At 29.6% G+C, this 20,602-nt stretch carries 17 protein-coding genes; 16 read left to right on the forward strand and 1 reads right to left on the reverse strand.

Annotation, left to right across the window (positions count from 1 at the left end):
• Window positions 1-7: 7 nt before the first annotated feature.
• From SSYRP_RS00710 to SSYRP_RS00735, 6 genes are all read left to right on the forward strand, one after another.
• Complete coding sequence (locus SSYRP_RS00710) at window positions 8-1,222, forward strand: prolipoprotein diacylglyceryl transferase (RefSeq protein ID WP_016340399.1); 1,215 nt, start codon at window positions 8-10, stop codon at window positions 1,220-1,222.
• A complete protein-coding gene (trxB, locus tag SSYRP_RS00715; RefSeq protein ID WP_016340400.1) occupies window positions 1,206-2,150 on the forward strand; it encodes a thioredoxin-disulfide reductase in 945 nt (314 codons plus the stop codon). The genes SSYRP_RS00710 and trxB overlap by 17 nt, the downstream gene beginning before the upstream one ends.
• 67 nt (window positions 2,151-2,217) lie before the next feature.
• A complete protein-coding gene (locus SSYRP_RS00720) occupies window positions 2,218-3,453 on the forward strand; it encodes a phosphoglycerate kinase (RefSeq protein ID WP_016340401.1) in 1,236 nt (411 codons plus the stop codon).
• Between the two features lie 148 nt (window positions 3,454-3,601).
• On the forward strand, window positions 3,602-5,986 hold the full coding sequence (gene secA, locus SSYRP_RS00725) for a preprotein translocase subunit SecA (RefSeq protein WP_016340402.1): 2,385 nt from the start codon (window positions 3,602-3,604) through the stop codon (window positions 5,984-5,986).
• Window positions 5,987-6,028: 42 nt separating this feature from the next.
• A complete protein-coding gene (whiA, locus tag SSYRP_RS00730; protein ID WP_016340403.1) occupies window positions 6,029-6,964 on the forward strand; it encodes a DNA-binding protein WhiA in 936 nt (311 codons plus the stop codon).
• Window positions 6,965-7,030: 66 nt separating this feature from the next.
• The gene (locus SSYRP_RS00735; RefSeq protein WP_041614423.1) at window positions 7,031-8,464 is read left to right on the forward strand and encodes an APC family permease; all 1,434 of its coding nucleotides are present in this window, start codon (window positions 7,031-7,033) and stop codon (window positions 8,462-8,464) included.
• On the opposite strand, the gene SSYRP_RS00740 is transcribed toward SSYRP_RS00735, so the two are convergent.
• Window positions 8,465-8,821: a rhodanese-like domain-containing protein gene (locus SSYRP_RS00740; RefSeq protein WP_016340405.1), complete on the reverse strand. Its 357-nt coding sequence runs from the start codon at window positions 8,819-8,821 to the stop codon at window positions 8,465-8,467.
• Window positions 8,822-9,115: 294 nt separating this feature from the next.
• Between SSYRP_RS00740 and SSYRP_RS00745 the strand changes: the two genes are divergently transcribed.
• From SSYRP_RS00745 to SSYRP_RS00790, 10 genes are all read left to right on the forward strand, one after another.
• Window positions 9,116-9,688 (forward strand): hypothetical protein, encoded by a 573-nt coding sequence (locus SSYRP_RS00745; RefSeq protein ID WP_016340406.1) that lies wholly within the window; start codon window positions 9,116-9,118, stop codon window positions 9,686-9,688.
• A 155-nt stretch (window positions 9,689-9,843) separates the two neighbouring features.
• Window positions 9,844-10,581 (forward strand): triose-phosphate isomerase, encoded by a 738-nt coding sequence (tpiA, locus tag SSYRP_RS00750; RefSeq protein ID WP_016340407.1) that lies wholly within the window; start codon window positions 9,844-9,846, stop codon window positions 10,579-10,581.
• Between the two features lie 159 nt (window positions 10,582-10,740).
• Entirely contained in the window at window positions 10,741-11,223 is a 483-nt protein-coding gene (locus SSYRP_RS00755; protein WP_016340408.1) for a hypothetical protein, read from the forward strand.
• 176 nt (window positions 11,224-11,399) lie between these two features.
• Window positions 11,400-13,457: a hypothetical protein gene (locus tag SSYRP_RS00760; RefSeq protein ID WP_016340409.1), complete on the forward strand. Its 2,058-nt coding sequence runs from the start codon at window positions 11,400-11,402 to the stop codon at window positions 13,455-13,457.
• 179 nt (window positions 13,458-13,636) lie between these two features.
• On the forward strand, window positions 13,637-15,169 hold the full coding sequence (locus tag SSYRP_RS00765) for an ABC-F family ATP-binding cassette domain-containing protein (RefSeq protein ID WP_016340410.1): 1,533 nt from the start codon (window positions 13,637-13,639) through the stop codon (window positions 15,167-15,169).
• 2 nt (window positions 15,170-15,171) lie between these two features.
• The gene (locus SSYRP_RS00770; RefSeq protein WP_016340411.1) at window positions 15,172-15,465 is read left to right on the forward strand and encodes a GIY-YIG nuclease family protein; all 294 of its coding nucleotides are present in this window, start codon (window positions 15,172-15,174) and stop codon (window positions 15,463-15,465) included.
• A 29-nt stretch (window positions 15,466-15,494) separates the two neighbouring features.
• Window positions 15,495-16,136, forward strand: coding sequence for a hypothetical protein (locus SSYRP_RS00775; protein WP_016340412.1), 642 nt, complete (start codon window positions 15,495-15,497; stop codon window positions 16,134-16,136).
• A 54-nt stretch (window positions 16,137-16,190) separates the two neighbouring features.
• Entirely contained in the window at window positions 16,191-16,514 is a 324-nt protein-coding gene (locus SSYRP_RS00780) for a hypothetical protein (protein ID WP_016340413.1), read from the forward strand.
• A gap of 107 nt (window positions 16,515-16,621) precedes the next feature.
• Window positions 16,622-19,462 (forward strand): excinuclease ABC subunit UvrA, encoded by a 2,841-nt coding sequence (uvrA, locus tag SSYRP_RS00785; RefSeq protein WP_016340414.1) that lies wholly within the window; start codon window positions 16,622-16,624, stop codon window positions 19,460-19,462.
• Window positions 19,463-19,472: 10 nt separating this feature from the next.
• Complete coding sequence (locus SSYRP_RS00790; RefSeq protein ID WP_016340415.1) at window positions 19,473-20,597, forward strand: bifunctional folylpolyglutamate synthase/dihydrofolate synthase; 1,125 nt, start codon at window positions 19,473-19,475, stop codon at window positions 20,595-20,597.
• Window positions 20,598-20,602: the final 5 nt, after the last annotated feature.

The following is a 20,602-nucleotide window of genomic DNA, read 5'->3' on the forward strand; positions in this document are numbered from 1 at the left end:
TTTTTAAGTGAATTTATCAACTTGAGTAGCTCAGGATATGTATTGAGGGTGGTTTCGACCATACTGACTTTTTATTTTTTGTGGTTTTTTAATTACGATTTTAATTTCATGATTTCGTTTTAAAAAGCGTCATATTCCAACACAAGGCCTTTATATTGCGATTTTTTTACTAACTCCATTTGCTTTAATTGGGGCCAGTATTTTTGGGAAATTAGATATTATTCACCCTGTCCAGTTTTATCAGTTATTTATGTTTTGACTACCGGGAATGAGTATTCATGGGGGGTTATTATTCGGATTAATTGCTGGTTGAGGATGATTTGGCTATGAGGCTCGAAAAAATAATATCTCAATTTGAGTTTATGCTGACTTAATTATTCCTAATATTTTAATAGCCCAAGCATTAGGGCGTTGGGGGAACTTTTTTAACCACGAATTATTGGGAGCTCCAGTTGATCGTAGTGCCTTAATGTGGTTACCAAGCTTTATTCGGGATAATTTATTTAAGTGATATATAGATCCAAATGGAATTATTGATCCACAAACAAATGTAATAACAGCAGGAGGGCATATTCCATTTGATCCAACTAATCCTGATTTTTGAAATAAAATTCAATATTTTCAACCAATTTTCTTATATGAATCATTTGCTAATGTGATGTTATGAGCTGTAATTGTCTTTTTAGTTCCGGCAATATTTCGCTATAGTTACTACTGACAATTTAAAAAACGGGAGCCAGATTTTGCGACATTATCGTACAAAGGGGTTTGAGATAAATGGTATTATGATGTCCATCCTGACCAACAAACGGTACGGAATTTATCACAGCAAGAAAATTTAAAGAAAATTTATTTTAAAAACATTTATAAGGTACCCCGTTGAGAACGATTTAAAATTCGGTTAAAATATTTGGGTGCGAGAATTAAACAAACTTTTAGATCAAATCGCGAGAAATTAGAAAAAATTCAAAATCCCCATAATTTAATTATTTTACGTAGTGGGGTCCAAGCAGGATTGTATATTTTTGGTTATAATATTATTCGTCTGATTTTAGAATTACAGCGAACAGATCAAGATTTATTTATTAAAAATGCGCGGGTATTAGATTATGTTATTATTAGTTTAATGATTTTAATAGGGGCAGTGTTAGTGCTTTTTGCCCAATTTATTTCGGTTAAAAAATGAAGAAAAGGTGGATGATTATATGAAAAACAATACTAATGAAATTTATGATATTTTAATTATTGGGGCTGGACCAGCTGGTATGACTGCAGCAATTTATGCTGCCCGGGCAATGGCCAAAATTGCAATGATTGAAAAAGGGGCTCCCGGTGGAAAAGTAACTAAGACAAGTGAGATTGAAAATTATCCTGGGTTTGATTCAATTTTAGGACCAGATTTGGCTTATAAAATGTTTGAACAAACACAAAAATTACAAATTCCTTATGTTGGCGAAAAAATTACAGAAGTGAAAAAAGACCCCGCAACTAATTTATTTGAATTAGTAACATTATCAGAAAAAAGTTATTATGCTCGTGCCGTTATTGTTGCAACAGGAACAGTTGAACGAAAAATTGGAATTCCTGGGGAATTAGATTTATATGGGATGGGAGTTTCATATTGCGCGGTTTGTGATGGAGCCTTATTTAGAGACAAAGATGTTGCTGTTGTGGGTGGTGGATATGCGGCTTTAGAAGAAGCAATGTATTTAACAAAGTTTGCTAATAAAGTTTACTTGATTCACCGCCGTGATCAATTCCGCGCTGATAAAAATGTTGTTGAAAAAGCTAAAAATAATCCTAAAATTGAGTTTGTCGTTGATACAGTATCAACCGAAATTAAAGGGGCCGAAAGTAAAAAAGTAACTGGTTTGGTTGTTAAAAATGTTAAAACAAATGCTGTTAAAGAATTAGCAGTTAGTGGCGTATTCCCCTATATTGGTTCAATCCCAATTACCCAATTTTTAGAAAAAATGGATGTTTTGGATGAAAATAATTATGTTATTGTTGATAGCAAAGGGGCAACAAAAGTCCCAGGTTTATTCGCAGCAGGGGATGTGACAAATACAACACTACGCCAAATTGCAACAGCAGTTAGTGATGGTTCAAAGGCAGGACAGTTTGCGGTTGAATATCTTGATAATTTATAAGGAAATTAAATAATTAGTGTTAAAATAAAAGAGAAAAATTAAAAGAAGAGAGAAAGAGGAATTTTTTATGGCAAAAAAAGAATTAAAAGATGTTAGTGTTAGTGGGAAAAAAGTTTTAGTTCGTGTTGATTTTAACGTTCCAATGAAAAATGGAACAGTAACAAATGATAATCGAATTACTGCCGCTTTACCAACAATTCAATACTTAATTGAAAACGGAGCAAAAGTGATTTTATTTTCACACTTAGGGAAAGTAAAAGTTGAAGAAGATTTAAAAAAATTAGATATGCAACCAGTTGCTGATGTGTTAGCACAAAAATTAAATAAAACAGTAAAATTTGTCCCAACATTTGAAGGGTCAGAATTAGAAGAAGCAATTAATAGTATGGCAAATGGAGAAGTTATTTTATTCCAAAATACTCGTTTTGCTGATATTATTGATGGCAATGGTCAAATTTGCTTAGATGATAAAGGGCAAGCAGCAGCAAAAAGAGAAAGTAAAAATAATCCAGAATTAGGAAAATATTGAGCAAGTCTAGGGGATGTTTTTGTTAATGATGCCTTTGGAACTGCCCACCGTGCGCATGCTTCAAACGTTGGAATTGCTTCAAACATTGCCGAATCATGTTTAGGATTTTTAGTTGAAAAAGAAGTAAAAATGTTATCACAAGGAGTTGATCAACCAGCAAAACCATTTGTTGCTATCCTTGGGGGAGCAAAAGTTTCAGATAAAATTGATGTTATTGAAAACTTATTAAATAAAGCTGATAAAATTTTAATTGGTGGAGGAATGGCATATACTTTTGCTGTTGCCAAAGGTGATAAAGTTGGAAAATCATTATTAGAAAATGACAAAATTGAAGTTGCAAAAAACTTTTTAGCAAAAGGGAAAGATAAAATTATTTTACCAATTGATAATATTGAAGCACCAGAATTTGCTGATGTGGAAGGAAAAATTACTCCTGATGCCAACATTGATGATGGTTACATGGGATTAGACATTGGGCCAAAAACTGTTGAATTATTTACAAAAGAATTGCAAGATGCAAAAACAGTGGTTTGAAATGGACCAATGGGAGTTTTTGAATTTGAAAACTATAATAAAGGAACAAAAGCAGTTTGTGCGGCAATTGCTAATCTAACTGATGCCTTTACTTTAATTGGTGGAGGAGACTCTGCTGCTGCTGCAATTCAATTAGGCTATAAAGATAAATTTACTTATATTTCAACTGGTGGAGGAGCTAGTTTAGAATATATGGAAGGAAAAGTCTTACCAGGAATTGCTGCTGTTCAAGATAAATAAAACAATAAAACTACACTAATTTACCAGTGTAGTTTTATTTTATTCTCTTTTCCCACACTAGATTTTACTGATTTTATGATAGAATAAAAATGGTTGAATTAACACCAATTTTAATAAATATAAGCTAAAAATTTAAGGAGAAGTATAAATGGGAGCAAGCGATAAAAAAATAATTAGAAAACATAATAAAACTGTTGATAAAATTTTTGAATTAGAAACAGTAATGCAAGGCTTAACAGATGAACAGTTAAAAGCAAAAACAACCGAGTTTAAAGACCGCCTAAAGAATGGGGAAACATTAGACGATTTATTAGTTGATGCTTTTGCCGTAGCTCGTGAAGCAGCACGCCGCTTATTAAACTTACATGCTTATCGTGTCCAATTAATTGGGGGAATTGTTTTACACCAAGGGGATGTGGCAGAAATGAAAACCGGGGAAGGAAAAACCCTAACAGCTTTAATGCCAACCTATTTAAATGCCCTTGATGGTAGAGGGGTTCACGTTATTACAGTTAATGAATATTTATCAAAACGGGACTCAGAAATTAACGGCGAAGTTCTTAATTTTTTAGGTTTAACAGTGGGGTTAAACTTAAGAAGTTTAAGTAAAGAACAAAAACGTGTAGCTTATAGTATGGATGTTACTTATACAACAAATGCCGAATTGGGATTTGATTATTTACGTGATAATATGGTTAAACGCTTTGAAGATAAAGTCCAACGTGGCTTAAATTATGCGATTATTGATGAGGCTGATTCAATTTTAATTGATGAGTCAAGAACGCCGTTAATTATTTCGGGGGGTCGTCAAAATCGTACGCCACAATATTTAGCTGCTGATAATTTTGCCAAAGTTTTAAACCGGGATGAAGATTTAGAAATTGATTTAGAAACAAAACAAGTCTATCTAACCCCAACGGGAATTAAAAAAGCGGAAAAAACTTTTTCGATTAAATCACTTTTTGATATTCAAAATACCGAATTATATCACTTAGTTTTAAATGCTTTAAAAGCTAATTTTGTTTTTAAAAATGGTGTTGAATATGTTGTCCAAAATGGGGAAATTGTTTTAGTTGATCAATTTACTGGTCGATTAATGCCCGGAAGAGCTTATAGTGATGGTTTACAACAATCATTACAAGCAAAAGAAAATGTTGAAATTGAACAAGAAACAATTACAATGGCGACAATTACCTATCAAAACTTTTTCCGTTTATATAATAAACTAAGTGGGATGACAGGGACTGCTAAAACTGAAGAAGAAGAATTTGTTAAAATTTATAATATGCGTGTTATCCAAGTACCAACTAATCGCCCATTAGTTCGGTTAGATGAACCAGATTATATGTTTGCAAATCGTGATGCTAAAATGAATGCAATGTTAGAAGAAATTATTAAATTGCATGAAAAAGGGCAACCAATTTTAATTGGGACAACTTCTGTTGAATCATCAGAAATCGTTTCTCATTATTTACAAAAAGCTAATTTAAAATTTGAAATGTTAAATGCGAAAAACCATGAACGTGAGGCTGACATTATTGCTAAAGCTGGTGAAAAAGGAGCAATTACCCTAGCAACAAATATGGCTGGACGGGGAACTGATATTAAGTTAGCATCTGGAGTGCAAGAGTTAGGTGGTCTAGCTGTTTTTGGAGTTGAGCGAAATGAAGCTCGTCGGATTGATAATCAGTTACGTGGTCGTTCAGGAAGACAAGGAGATGCTGGGTTTTCACGTTTCTATGTTGCAATGGATGATGATCTAATGTTACGGTTTGGTGGCGAAAGATTGCGTCGAATTTTTGGTCGTTTAGGAACTGATTTTATTCAGTCAAAAATGCTAACAAGAGCAATTTCAAATGCCCAAAAAAAAGTTGAAGGAATGAATTTTGATCAACGAAAACATATTTTAGATTATGATAATGTTTTAGCACAACACCGTGAAGCAATGTATTCACGTCGTGATCAAATTTTAACGGTGAATGAATTAAAACCAATTATTAAAAAAATGCAATATTCTGCTGCATATGACTTAACACGGATGTTTGGGAATGAATCACATGGTGAATGATTTATCAATTATGATGAATTAATTAAAGGGGTTGATGGTAAAGTTATTGCCCCTGGAACATTAGTTAAAGAAGATTTAGAAAAAATGAATCGTAATGAAGTTGCAAAACATTTAAGCAATTTAATGTATGATTTTTATCTAGCGCGGATTAATGATGTTCCCGGTGAAGTTATGATTCAAATTGAACGCAATACAATTATTATGGCTTTTGATAATTATTGAACTAAACATATTGATCAAGCAAGTAAATTACGTAGTGGGATTTACCTACGTAGTTATGCCCAAACTAATCCTTTACATGCTTATGTTGAAGAAGCCGCAAAATTGTTTGAAAATATGCAAATCGCAATTGCACACGAAGTAGTAATTAAATTAGCAAATGTTGTTGTTCGGCTAGTTGATAATAATGAACAACCATTACAAGATGTTGAGGAAGAAGTTCGTGAATTTAAACAAAAAGGTTAATTAATAAAACTAATAGTTAAAGGACTATTAAAGGAGGAAAAAATGAGTTTTGCGCTAAATGTAAAAGAAGAAATTAGTAAAAAATCCTTTGATTTAGCTAGTCAAAAATCTTTTTTATCAGGTTTTATTAAATATAATATGAATTTAAAATTAAATAATAATTATTTTAATTTTGAAGTCAGTTCGATTAGTAATTCAATTATCCGGATGGTTTATGGTTTTTTAAAAAATTTATATCAAACAGATATTGAAGTTATTATTATTCAGTCCAATAAACTTAAGAAAACAAAAACATTTGTTTTAAAAATTAAAAAAGATGCCGTTAAAATTTTGACAGATTTAAATATTTACAATTTTGAAACTAATCAAAAAAATATTGCCCCAAATAGTGATTGATCAGAGCGGGAAGTGCGGGCCTATATTGCCGGGATTTTTATTGCTTGTGGGAGCGTTAATTCCCCAGAAACTAGTAATTATCATTTAGAAGTTCAATTTTTAGAAGAAGCTTCAGCTCTAGCCTTTAAAAGACTATTAACTAAATTTTATTTTTCTTTTCGGATTATTAAACGTAATGATAAATATGTTTGCTATATTAAAAAAGCAATTTTAGTTTCCGACTTTTTAAAATTAATTGATGCCGTTAATAATGTTTTAGAGTTTGAAAATACACGGATTTCTCGCGACATTACCAATAGTATTAATCGTTTGAATAATATTGAAATTTCAAATCAGCAAAAGGCCATTAAAGCCGCCGAAGAACAAATTACGATGATTAATTATTTAATTGAGCACAATTTTTTTAATTTACTAGGTCATAATACTCAGAAAGTTGCGTTGTTAAGATTAGAAAATCCAGATTCGTCACTACAAGATTTATCAAATTTATTATTTGAAAAAGAAAATCTCGAGATTTCAAAATCAGGAATTAACCACTTATTCCGGGAAATAAAGACAAAATATTATAATAATTTAAAATAAACTATGTTATAATAATACGCAATATGTATTAAAAATTAACGAAAAAAAGAATAAGGAGAAATAATGATGGGTAAACCCAAGAAACACATTAAATTATTTGAATTTTTATCAGTTTTTTCAACAGCTGTTGGGATTACAATCGGAATTGGAATTTATCTTAAAAATGATAATGAACCAGGTCATGTTCTAGGTTTCACACAAAATCCATTTTTAGCAATTGCTTTATGAATTTTAGTGGGAATCTTGGGGATGGCAATGATTATGGTTTTTATTGAGGTATCTTCAGCAAATACAAAATCAGGTCATGGGACCTTAGCTAGTTGAGCTAATTTATTTATTGGTCGGAAAGTGGCCAGTTATTATGCAATTTTTTATATATTTTTATACTTTCCAACACTACTAACATTTTTTGCAATGTTTAGTGTTAATGCCATGTTTATAGCCCTTAATTTACAAAATGTCAGTGAGGAGACGAAAAATATTGTTACTGTTATTGTCGGCTTTATTTTTCTAATTTTAATTGCCTTGTCAAACATCTTTTTCCGTAAAACAGGGAAGGCAATCCAAACAATCGGAACTTTTATTAAATTTATTCCGTTATTAGTTAGTTTATTTATTGGATTTATTCATCCAATTGATGGTAATGTTTTTGATACTTTTAAAGACATAAAATTTGGAAATTTCTTTATGGGATTATTACCTGTCTTATTTTCTTTTGATGGTTTTATTTATGGAGCCAGTTTACAAAAAGAAGTTTCCAATAAAAATGTTGTTCCAAAAGCTTTATTTGCAGCAATGGTTTTTATTACAATCTTTTACTTGTTAGAAGTTATCTCGTTATTTCTAGGAACAAACGATGGAAGTGTTTTCAGTTTATTTAATAATGTTCTTGGGACGGGGATTGGAAGTAAAATTTTAAATTGATTTATTGTTATTACAGCACTAATGAGTTTACATGCAATGACATTAGTAGCACCAGCTTCAATGCAAGCTAGTCGTGAAGAAAACTTAATTTACTTAGGAAAAAAAGAACTAAAAATGTGAGTAATTGGAGCAGTCCAAATTGCTGTTACAGTAACCGTTGGGGCAATTATGATGGCGATTAGTTTACCAGTTAAACATGATGCTTTAGCTATTGTTGATACATTCTCAAATGCAACATCGCTAACAGTTTTTGTATTATATTTAATGTTAATTGTTGCTGTTTGTGTTAATCGTAAAACAGGAAAAGTTGAAGTTAATAAAATTAAAGGATTATGATATTATGCTGTCTTTAGTATTGCGATCTTAAGTTTATCATTAGCATATATTGCTTATATGTTCTTTGCCTTTAAAGAAAACTTTGAAACAATGATTAGTATTTTTATTGTATTAGGAACTAGCTTTGGGTTATGAGGAATAAATGAGTTATTATTAAAAAAAGGAATGTTACCACCCCAAAATAAAGTTATTTTTAATGGGCCAGAAAAAAAATTAGCAACAATTAATGCTAATTCATAATTAATCAATCGGATTATAAGTTAAAAATTCATCAAAGTTAGCTGTTTGATGAATTTTTTTTCATCCCCCATTTAAAATATAAACTTTGAAATTATGTTTACGTAGTAATTTGTAAAGATCTAGGTGAGAATGCCCAGCGCTTGAAACAAATAAAATCTTTTTACTTTTATCGATTTTTTTATAATAGATTAGTTTAAATAAATGATGAGGAACGCTAATACTATTAATAATATGACTTTCGGTTCATTCTTCTTTTGGCCGAATATCAACAATTAGCCATTTATTAGAGTTCACTATTTTTGGTAATTTTTTGACTGATTTAGTCTGGTATTTCATTTGAAAAGCTGTTAAAAACATTGTTTCACCTCTAAAACTAATTATAACATTCTAAAAAAAATTTTAACTTTTTTAATAATTTGGATTATAATAATTGCAGATATCAAATGTATAACAATTTATAAAATAATAAAATAGAAAAACAATGAAAAACTAATGACAAGCTAAAAGTAATTTTAAGTTATTGTTATTATTTTTTCATTTTTCATTTTAAAACTTATGTTAATTAAAAAAATCTTATTTTTTAATAACTATCAATTATTTATTAATAATTAGGTAGGGTTTTGGGCGGGTTAGAAGGAAAGGTAATTTTATATGAAAAATTTACTATCGTTAATTGGAACTTCGGTTCTAGGAATTACCGCAGCATCGCCACTTGCTGCAAATAGTATCATTAAAGATTCTGTAAAAAGTCAATATAATGTTCCTTTAGAAGATACTATTAGTGCTTCTAAATCAGCGTCTGGCTATGAACATAATGATTATTATTGAACATTTAAAGTAGATTTTAATCCAACAAAAGTGCAATCTTTTAGTTGATCATCAAGTTCAAGTGATAGCCTTCATTGGGGTGGAGATCAACATACTAATAATGGTGGTTTATTGAGTGATTTATCACTAAGTAATTTTAAAAGTAATCTATTTAATAAAAAATTAACAGATTCAGATGATCTTAGCAATTATCGCCCATATAAATTTAACTACCAAAAACAAACAGATGGTTGAGCTACTTGTGAATCAATGGCATGAATAGGATTTACATATTATTATGAAAATTCTAGTTACTATCTACAAGTAGTTATCGGAATACAGGTTGATGTTAGAGCATCATTTTCAACAGCAAATCACACAATTAATACAGGTAGTGGTTTTATAGTAGGTCTATAAAAATTTAATTATTAAAAAACACATGAAAAAATTTCATGTGTTTTTTAATATAAGATAATTTATTAACATTCTATTAATTTAATCTTTCAATACTAATTAAGTTTTTGTGTGAAGATGTGTATAATAATAAGGTAAAGAAAATGGAGGATTTAATGATGCGTAAACCAATTATTATTGGAAATTGAAAAATGTTTAAAACTAGTGATGAAACAGTAAGTTTCTTAAATGCTGTTGATGGAGCATGTCAACAATTAGAAGTTGAAGCTGGGGTGGCTGTCCCTTTTGTTAATTTAGGATTAGCAAAACAACATGCAAAAAATTTAATTATTGCAGCTCAAAACTGTCATTTTGAAGACCAAGGAGCTTTTACAGGAGAAATCTCAGTAGATATGTTACAAGATTTGGGAATTACTCATGTTGTAATCGGTCACTCAGAACGTCGTGAAATGTTCAATGAAACAGATGAAACAGTTAACAAGAAAATGTTGAAATTATTAGCAAAAGGATTAACACCAATTTTATGCTGTGGAGAAAGTTTAGGACAATATGAAAATAATGAAACAGCAATGGTTGTTAAAACACAAATTCAAAAAGCTTTTAAAGGTGTTAATTTGGAAGATGCAAAAACAGTTATAATTGCATATGAACCAATTTGAGCAATCGGAACTGGAAAAACTGCGACAGCGCAAATCGCCCAAGATGTTTGTGCAATTATTCGTCAAGAAATTGCTAATATTTATGATGAAGTTGTGGCTAACACAATTAGAATCCAATATGGAGGTAGTGTTAAACCAGAAAATATTAAGGAATTATTAGCCCAACCAGATATTGATGGAGCTTTAGTTGGGGGAGCTAGTTTAGACCCAACATCATTTTTAGGATTAGTAAAATAATTAAAATGAGGTAAAAAATAGAATTGTTAAATTCTATTTTTATTTTTTAAAAGCCCTTGCATTTTTTTCTAAAAAGAGTAAAAAGAAGGTGTCAGGTCCCATGAATGAAACTAAATTAATTTTTTAAATATTATCAAGCAACAGAAAGAAGGATATATTATGAAAAAATTACTAGTTTATTTAAGTACGGGACTTTTGACAGCAACAACAATTTCAGCAGTTGTTGTTAATAAAACAACCGAAGTTAACCAAAATAAAATTGTTGAACAACATCAAGATGAAATTAACCAATTGGTGCACGAAATTAGTGCAAAAAGTTTTTATCAAACTGAAAAACCAATTGCTAAAACAAATAATAATTTAAAAGATGGGAAAAATGATTTTAAATATTATTTTGCTTATTCAAATTTGTTTTTAAATCATAGTACTTTAAATTATATTCAAAACGCCTTAGGCGCTGGCGTTGGCGCTGTTGGAGCCATTTTGAGTGAGTTAGGAATTCCATTTGCTGGGATTATAGCTGCAATTTTAATTGCCCAATGATATATTTGAGATATTCCCTCATATGATCAAGGCAATGGGGTTGAAATTCAATTAATTCAACCAATTCCAACTATTATTGTTGGGGTTTGAGCTCAATAAGTTAAAATTAATTTATAGTTATGCTTAATAGTAAGAATTATCTTTAATTCTTACTATTTTTTTATTGTAATAACTAAATTAATTTTGGGAATAATTAAGTTAATTGACTTGCGACATTTTTTTCGATAAAATTAACTAGTATTTTATACTAGTATTGTTTTGGAGGAAAATTAAATATGGAAAATAAAGCTCAAAATTTTTATTCTGGTATGTGTAGTAATTGCCAACAAAAGTTTAAAAAAATTATTAATTTGGCTAGGAAGAATTCAACTAAAACTTTGGCTGAATTAGAAGTATTTTTTTGTCGTGTTGATAAAAGTCGAAATATTAATGAGGACAATGGTGTTATTCCATTAGCTTTTATTTTTTGTAAAAATGATTCATATGCTTTTTTTTGAAAAGACTCTTTATATAATGGTGATGGCTCACCCAAGATTAGTTTGATAGATAATACAATTATTTTATCACAAGATACAATTGAAAAAATCCGTAATTATAGTAATTTAATAAATATTCCATCGTTGCCATCAAAAACGCATGGTGTTACTAATAAAGGAGATTTAAATAAAATAAATTCTCAAATTAGTTGAATTAACCGTCAACATTTGATTCAAATGACCAAGATGCGCAAGTTGTTTATTATTTTTGGTTTAATATTTATTTTATTAATAGGAAGTCTTGGTGGTTTTTTAGGGTGGTATTTTTTAGGGATTTCAAATTTAGAACCTCCAATTTTTGATTCATCCAAAATTAGATTAGAAGATCATTTAATTAATGATCAGTTAGAATCTTTAGATGATAATAAAGAGCAAACTATTTTATTAGCTGCAAAGAAAAAAAATAATAAATTAGAAATTAAAGATTTATTAGTTAAAGAAATTACAGCTAATAGTGCGCTTATTTATGTTAAATCAGCTAGTCGAATTTATCAGTATAATACATTTGCTAAAGTTTTATTTAGTCCAAAAAAAATCACAATAAAAACAGATGTTAAAATTCAAAATTTCTATTTAGACTTAGATAATATAAGCGAAGATACAATTTTGTCGGAAGTTAAATTAGAAAATAAAGATTTTATAAAATCAGGAGTCAATGTTCAAAATATAAAATATATTGATAAAGATGAAAAAATATTAAAAGCAGATTTAGTAGCTAAAAAAAATAATATTATTTATCTTGATGATGATCAATTAACTGTTTACTTTAGTACTACTGGCAAAAAGATGCTCGGTCAGGATTTAGTTGAATATAATTTAGGTGATATTAAAAATGTAAAATCTCCAACTATTTTACAAGCAGCAAAAAGAAAAAATCCAAATTTAATTGTAGAAGAGATTGAAATAATTAATTCTATTTTTGAAAAAAATGAAATTGTTGTTAAAGTAAAAGAAGATAGTGAATATTATATTAATGATAATCTTAGTTTTATTTTAAATTATCGTGTTTTTAATTTAAATGTAGGAACAGTTAAAAATAAATCAGATAAAGTATTAAATAATGGTTTTCTTACTAGCCTCGTAAGAGTAGACAGTCAAACAATTTTAGGGGGAGGTTTTAGGGAAATTTATCAATTAAGTAATAATGGGGAAATCAAAAAAATAATAAGATTACCAGATATTTCAGGTAATATTTATACAATTGCTAAAATAGATGATGATAATATTTTAACTGCAGATGGCAAAACTATCTATAAACTTAATTTTGATGGATCAATAAGGGAAAAAGTTAATCAACCAGAAGGGCTAGAATTTGATGGCGATGTTGCCGGTATTATTAAATTAAGCGATAATAGAATCTTAACAATAACTGCAAAGAGTGTCTACGAAATAAATTCTACAGGAGAAATAATTAAAAAAATAGATCAAGTTGAAGGAACAGAATTTGATGGGCAGCTTCTACAAATTATTGAATTAAAAAATAAATCAATTTTTGTTTTAACGCCTGAGTCAATCTATAGTTTAAATTTTGATGGTAGAATTAATGAGAAAATAATACAACCAATTGATCAAAATTTTTCAGACAGGGTTTACTCAATTACTCAAATTAATGAAATGACTATTTTAGTTGGAGGGAGTGAAGAGGTTTACCAACTAGATTTAGATGGGCAAATACGCAATAAGGTAAAAGATAAAATTAGAATTGAAGGTAATATTTTTGCTTTGCTTACTTTAGATAATGGTAGCATTTTAGCAGCAGCAACAGACTCTCGGCTTTATCAGTTACATGGTGATTAAAATAATTTTTTATCAGATGTTTTTTAGTTTTTCCTATTTATAAAATGCATTGCTTAATATATTTTGCAACTACCAATATTTTATTTAAAGTGAATTAAATAATATATTGGTAGTTTTTAATAAAATCGGTATAATTAATAATGGTATAAAATTATTAGCAAAATATTATTGGAGGAATAATGAGTTTAATTAATATAGAAAATTTAAGTCACGCAAATGGAGGGAAACAATTATATAAAAATTCAGCAGTTAAAATTAATAAAGGGGAGCATATTGCCCTAGTTGGAGCGAATGGGGCTGGAAAAACAACATTGTTAAATATCATTGCTGGAAAAATTAATCCCGATCAAGGGGAAATTGAAATTCATCCCAAAGCAAAAATTGGTTATTTAGATCAGCATCAAGAAATTGATGGAAATTTAACAGTTGATCAATTTTTAAAATTAACATATCAAGATTTATTTGATATTGAAAAAAAGATTCATGATTTATATGAGCAAATGAGTGTTGAATATGATGAAGATTTATTGGTCAGAGCATTAAAACTACAAGAATTTTTAGACCAAAATGATTTTGATATTATTGATAAAAAAATTCGTAGTTTAGTTGACGGGTTAGGAATTGATCCTGAACATTTAGAACGTAAATTAGCAACCTTATCGGGTGGCCAACGCGGTAAAATAATTTTAGCAAAACTATTGTTGTCAAAAAATGATTTTCTATTATTAGATGAACCAACAAACTTTTTAGATATTGAACAAGTTGAATGACTAGCCAAGTTTTTACAAAATTATGAAAATGCCTACTTATTAGTATCACATGATATTGATTTTATTAATAAAACAGCCCGCATAATTTATGCTGTTGAAAATTTAGAGATTAATCGTTATGTTGGGGATTATAATAAGTATTTAGAATTAAGTGAATTAAAACAGGACCAGTATGCTAAAAGCCAACAAGCCCAAACAAAGTTAATTAAAAAATTAGAAACTTATGTTGCAAAAAATGCGGCTCGTGCATCAACAGCAAAAAGTGCCCAATCCCGACAAAAACAATTAGAAAAAATTGAGGTGCTTGATAAACAGCAAACCTTGGCTAAACCAAAATTTAGTTTCAAATATAAAAAACCTTCAAGTACAGTAATTATTAGTGCAAACAATTTAGCAATTGGTTATAGTTTTCCTTTAATTGATCCTTTAACATTTAAAATTCGTGATGGGGAAAAATGTATTGTCCGGGGATATAACGGAATTGGAAAAACAACTTTTTTAAATACAATTGCTGGTGTTATTCCTCCTTTGTCAGGGGAGTTTGAGCTTGGTAATAATGTTTCAATTGCCTATTTTCATCAAATCGATAATGTTAATGACTTTACCCCAATTGAATATCTTAAAAATATTTATCCTGATATGGAAGAGGGTAAAGTTCGTAGTACAATTGCTAATTTTGGGGTAAAAAATACTTTAATGCAGAATAAAATGGAACAGTTATCAGGTGGTGAACAAACAAAAGTTCGCTTGGCGGCATTATCATTACAACCATGTAGTCTCTTGATTCTAGATGAACCAACAAACCACATTGATGTTTTAGCAAAAGAAGCGTTATTAGAAGCAATTAAAGCTTTTCCAGGGACTGTTTTAATTACAACCCATGATATTAATTTCAGTACAAATTGAGCTGATCGTGTTTTAGATTTTGAAAAATTAATTTAAATATGGCAGAAAAATTTTATTTTTATGTTTTACACTGTGCCGATAATACATTGTACGCTGGCTATACCGTTGATTTAGAAAAACGGTTTTTAGCCCATAGCAATGGTCAAGGGGCAAAATATACAAGAATCAAAACGCGTCAACCACTGCAACTAATTTATTCAGAAAGTTATCCAACAAAATCATTAGCGATGCAGCGTGAGTATCAGTTTAAGCAATTAACTCGTTCAGAGAAAGAAAACTTTTTAGCGACAAAAAATGTTTATTTTAATGACAATAAAATAAAAAAAAGATAAAATTAGAGTAGAAGATTGGAGAGTTAATAGTGGAAATTAAAACAGAATTAGTCCAAGAATTAAACCATCTTTATAATAAGTATGCTTCACAAAGTTTCCAAGAACATATTTTAAGTTGTCTTGAAATTATTAAACAATATGATTTTGATGATAAACAAAATATGATTTTTGCTAGCTATGCTTTAAGATTTTTATTTGTCTTAAAAGCAAAGTTAGAAGAAAACGTCGATTTAACGACAAACTTTGGTAATTTACTCGGGAAAGGCTATACTACTGGTCATCAACGAAAGAAGTTTAATTTTCGTGAAAAACGTAATCAAGATGAATATGAAGAAGAAATTGACTTCTATATTGAACATAATTTTTTTGATGAAGAATATGAACGATTACAGTATTTAGCAACAAAATATCGAACAAAGTTAAGTGGCGATGAGTTTATTGCGAAAGTAGCTAATTCAAATTTACAAAAAGCTTACTTTACCGTTTTTGAATGTTTAGATAATCAAGAATTAGCTGTTCGATTACAGATAATTGCGATTCAATTATTAAAAATAACTGTTACTGATAAAAAACCTTATAATTTAAAGTTTGAGAGTTTAATGCAGTTATTAACTGTGATCGAAAAAGCTCGGGAAGAGTATTTAACAAATTATAATCAAATTTTTAGGTAGATTGCGATTTTTATAGTAAAATGTATCTATAGTGCAATAAAGTAGGAGGGTCATATGAAACCAGAATTAAAAGAATTGCTATTACAAATTAAAGAAAAAATTAATGATGATGTAATTTTCAGGGATTTCTTAGGTGAAGTTATTAATGAAGCAAATTACAACAATTATTATGAACAAGCAGTAGCAGATGAAGAAATTGCTGAGCAGTTAGTAGAAATTTATTTTATTGAAAGTTTTAGTTCAGATGAAGAATTAGCAGAATTAAAGACAAAAATTATGAAAATTCTGTTCTTCCTAGAAGGTTGCGAAGATCTAGTAAAAGAATACAACCATTATGTTGATACAAAAGTAAGCGAATTTTTTGTTGAACTAAACTAATTTAATGTAAGTCTAATCAATTTGTATTAGACTTTTTTTTAATATAAGATAAAATTAAAGATACAATAATAATAGTTAGGCAAAACTAGAAAAATGAGGAGTTAAAAATGGCAAAGGATTGAATTATTGTTAAAGGTGCCCGGGAAAATAATCTTAAAAATATTAATGTTGAAATTCCAAAGGATAAATTAGTAGTTTTTACTGGATTATCAGGTAGTGGTAAATCATCACTAGCTTTTAATACAATTTATGCTGAAGGTCGTCGCCGTTATATTGAAAGTCTTTCTAGTTACGCTCGTCAATTTTTAGGGGGCAATGAAAAACCTGATGTTGATGCGATTGAAGGATTATCACCGGCAATTTCAATTGATCAAAAAACTACAAGTAATAATCCCCGAAGTACAGTTGGAACAGTAACAGAAATTTATGATTATTTACGTTTATTATATGCCCGAGTAGGAGTCCCTTATTGTATCAACGGTCATGGGGTAATTAAATCAGTTTCAATTAAAGAAATTATTAATAATTTAAAACAGCAACTAAAAGAAGATGAAAAATTTATGATTTTATCACCGGTTATTCGTGATAAAAAAGGTAGTTTTAAAGAGTTATTTTTAAAGTTACGTCAAGAAAGTTTTATTCGTGTAAACATCAATGGTGAATTACGTAATTTAGATGAAGATATTGAATTAGATAAAAATAAGCGCCAAAATATTGATATTGTTATTGATCGAATTATTTTTCATAATAATGAAGAAATTATCAGTCGGATTCATGACGCGATTGAAATTGCTTTAAAATATGGTAATGGTTTAGTCAAAATTGCTTTTCAAGAACAAGACAAAGAGGCGTTGTTCTCAACAAACTATGCATGTAGTATTTGTGGTTTTGTTATCCCGGAATTAGAACCACGGCTATTTTCATTTAACTCGCCAAATGGGGCTTGTCCTGATTGTAAGGGATTAGGAATTAAATTAGAAGTTGATGAAGAACTGTTAATTCCTAATCCAAACCTGAGTGTTTTACAAGGGGGAATAGTTTATTTAAAAAATATTATTAATACTACTAATATTGAATGACAGAAATTTACTGTCTTAGCTAATCATTATCATATCCCCTTGGATTTACCAATTAGTGATTTAACAAAAACGCAGTTAAATTATTTACTACGGGGAAGTGATGAAACAGTTGATTATAATTTTAAAACGGCAAGTGGTAACATTATGCGAGGTTATGATTATATTGAAGGAATTGGTCAGTTAATTGAACGACGCTACACTGAAACAACAAGTGAATCAGCACGCGAATATTATAAACAGTTTATGTCAGACCGAAAATGTACAACTTGTCATGGCCAACGATTAAATGAAATTCCGTTAGCTGTTAAGATTAATGATTTAAGTATTTCTGATTTTACTAACTTATCTGTGGAAGAAGAATTATCACAAGTTTTAAATTTACGCTTAACCGAATATCAACAAGAAATTGCTAAGTTAATCGTTAATGAATTGGTTAATCGCCTTGATTTTTTATCGCGCGTTGGTTTAGGATATTTAACACTCGCTCGTAGTGCTGCCACTTTATCAGGGGGAGAAGCCCAACGGATTCGTTTGGCAACCCAAATTGGGAGTCAATTAACAGGAGTTTTATATGTCTTAGATGAACCATCAATTGGTTTACACCAGCGTGATAATGACAAACTAATTGAAACACTAAAAAGCTTACGAGATTTAGGTAATACTTTAATTGTTGTTGAACATGATGAAGATACAATTCGGGCAAGTGATTATATTATTGATATTGGTCCACGTGCTGGTATTAATGGTGGGGAAGTTGTCGCTTATGGGCAACTAGAAGATATTATGCAAAATCCTAATTCGATCACCGGAAAATATTTAACTGGAGAGTTGGAGATTGTCGTTCCAAAAACACACCGTGGGGGTAATGGCTTAACATTAGAAGTTAAAGGGGCGCGTGAAAATAATCTTAAAAATATTAATGTAACAATTCCATTAAACAAATTGGTTTGTTTAACTGGTGTATCAGGAAGTGGAAAATCAACATTAATGCATGAAATAATCTGAAAAGGAATTAAGAAGAATTTAGGATTAGCAACAGAACGACCGGGAGCGTATGATAAGATAGTTGGAATTGATAATATTGATAAAGTTATTAATATTTCCCAAGACCCGATTGGTAAAACACCACGTAGTAACCCAGCAACATATACTTCGGTTTTTGATGACATCCGGGATTTATTTGCGGGAACAAATGAAGCAAAGGCCCGAGGTTATTTAAAAGGGCGTTTCTCATTTAATGTTCCTGGGGGAAGATGTGAAAACTGTCAAGGCGATGGAATTATTAAGATCTCAATGCACTTCTTACCAACAGTTTTTGTTAATTGTGAGGTTTGTGATGGGAAACGTTATAATGATGAAACATTAATGGTTAAATTTAAAGAAAAAAATATTTATGATGTTTTAGAAATGACAGTTGATCAAGCAGCCCTATTTTTTGAAAAACAACCAAAAATTTATCAAAAATTATTAACAATGCAAGAAGTTGGCTTGGGCTATATTAAATTAGGACAATCAGCAACTGAATTATCAGGGGGAGAAGCCCAACGGGTAAAATTATCAACCTTTTTATTAAAACGAACAACAGGAAAAACATTATTCTTATTAGACGAACCAACAACTGGTTTACACGTTGATGATGTAAAACGATTATTAGTCGTGTTAAATCGGATTGTTGATAATGGGGATAGCGTTTTAGTAATTGAACATAATTTAGATGTTATTAAAGTAGCAGACCATATTATCGATTTAGGACCAGAAGGTGGTAACGGCGGGGGAACTGTTGTTGCAACCGGAACGCCAGAGCAAATTGTTAACAAAAGTGATATTAGTTTTACTGGTCAGTATTTAAAACTAATTTTAAACAAATAAAGGAAAAATAATGGACGTTAAGAAAAAAATATTTAAAAGTAATTTATTTAGTAAAACTTATAATTTAAAAAAATTATTGGCAGAAAAATATGATAATGCCCAAAATAAAATTAAGGTAATTAATGTGATTGGAACAAATGGCAAGGGGTCAGTTTCTAACTATTTGCAAAAACAATTAATGAACAGTTTTCCGAAAGTGGGGCTATTAACTTCGCCAGCTTTTTTAAAGCATAATGAACGAATTAAAATTAATAATGATTTTATTTCTGATCGTAATTTAAAAAAATTATGAAAAGCAGTGCAAGGGGAAGCAAAAGAATATCAATTAACTTTCTTTGAAATTTGAGTGTTAATGACGATTCGCTACTTTATCATCGAAAAAGTAGAAGTGGCAGTAATTGAAGCTGGAATTGGAGGGGAATTAGATGCCACTAATGTTTTTGCAAATCAATGAGGAGTTCTCTTAACTTCTGTTAGCTTAGACCATACTGAAATCTTAGGACCAACTGTTGAAGAAATTGCTTTATCAAAAATTAAGATATGACGGGGAGAATGCCCAGTTTATCTTAGCAATAGTTGTCAAAAATATTTACCTACAATTCAAGAAATTGTTCCAGGTGATAAAATTACTGTTGCCGAAAAATATCAACATGCTATTAACTATTTTCAAGAATTTAATGTTGGATTAGTTATTGCCTTTTTAAAAAATAATAATTTACCAATTAATTATGATCTTTTTAAAACCCCACCATTATTAGGACGCTTTACAATTCTAAGTAAAAGCCCTTATTTTATTATTGATGGGGCCCATAATGTCGAGGGGATTGAAGCGTGTATTCAAGCGTTTGAAGAACTTGAACATCTTGATAAAGAAAATACCGTTGTTTTATATGCTGCTTCGAAAAAGAAAGATTTTCAGAGCGCTTTAGCAATTTTAAAAGAACATTTTGGTTCAAAATTATATATTACTAATTTTAAAAATCCCTTGGCTTGAGAAATAGATGATGTTGTTTTTAACAATAAAGTTAAAAAATGAGAACAATTTTTAAAGCAAAATAAAAATAAAAATATTTTAGTTTGTGGATCATTATATTTTATTCCCTTAGTTTATAAATTTTATGTAGAAAGGATGTAAACAAA

It is taken from the genome of Spiroplasma syrphidicola EA-1 (assembly GCF_000400955.1).
Taxonomy (GTDB): Bacteria; Bacillota_I; Bacilli_A; order Mycoplasmatales; family Mycoplasmataceae; genus Spiroplasma; species Spiroplasma syrphidicola.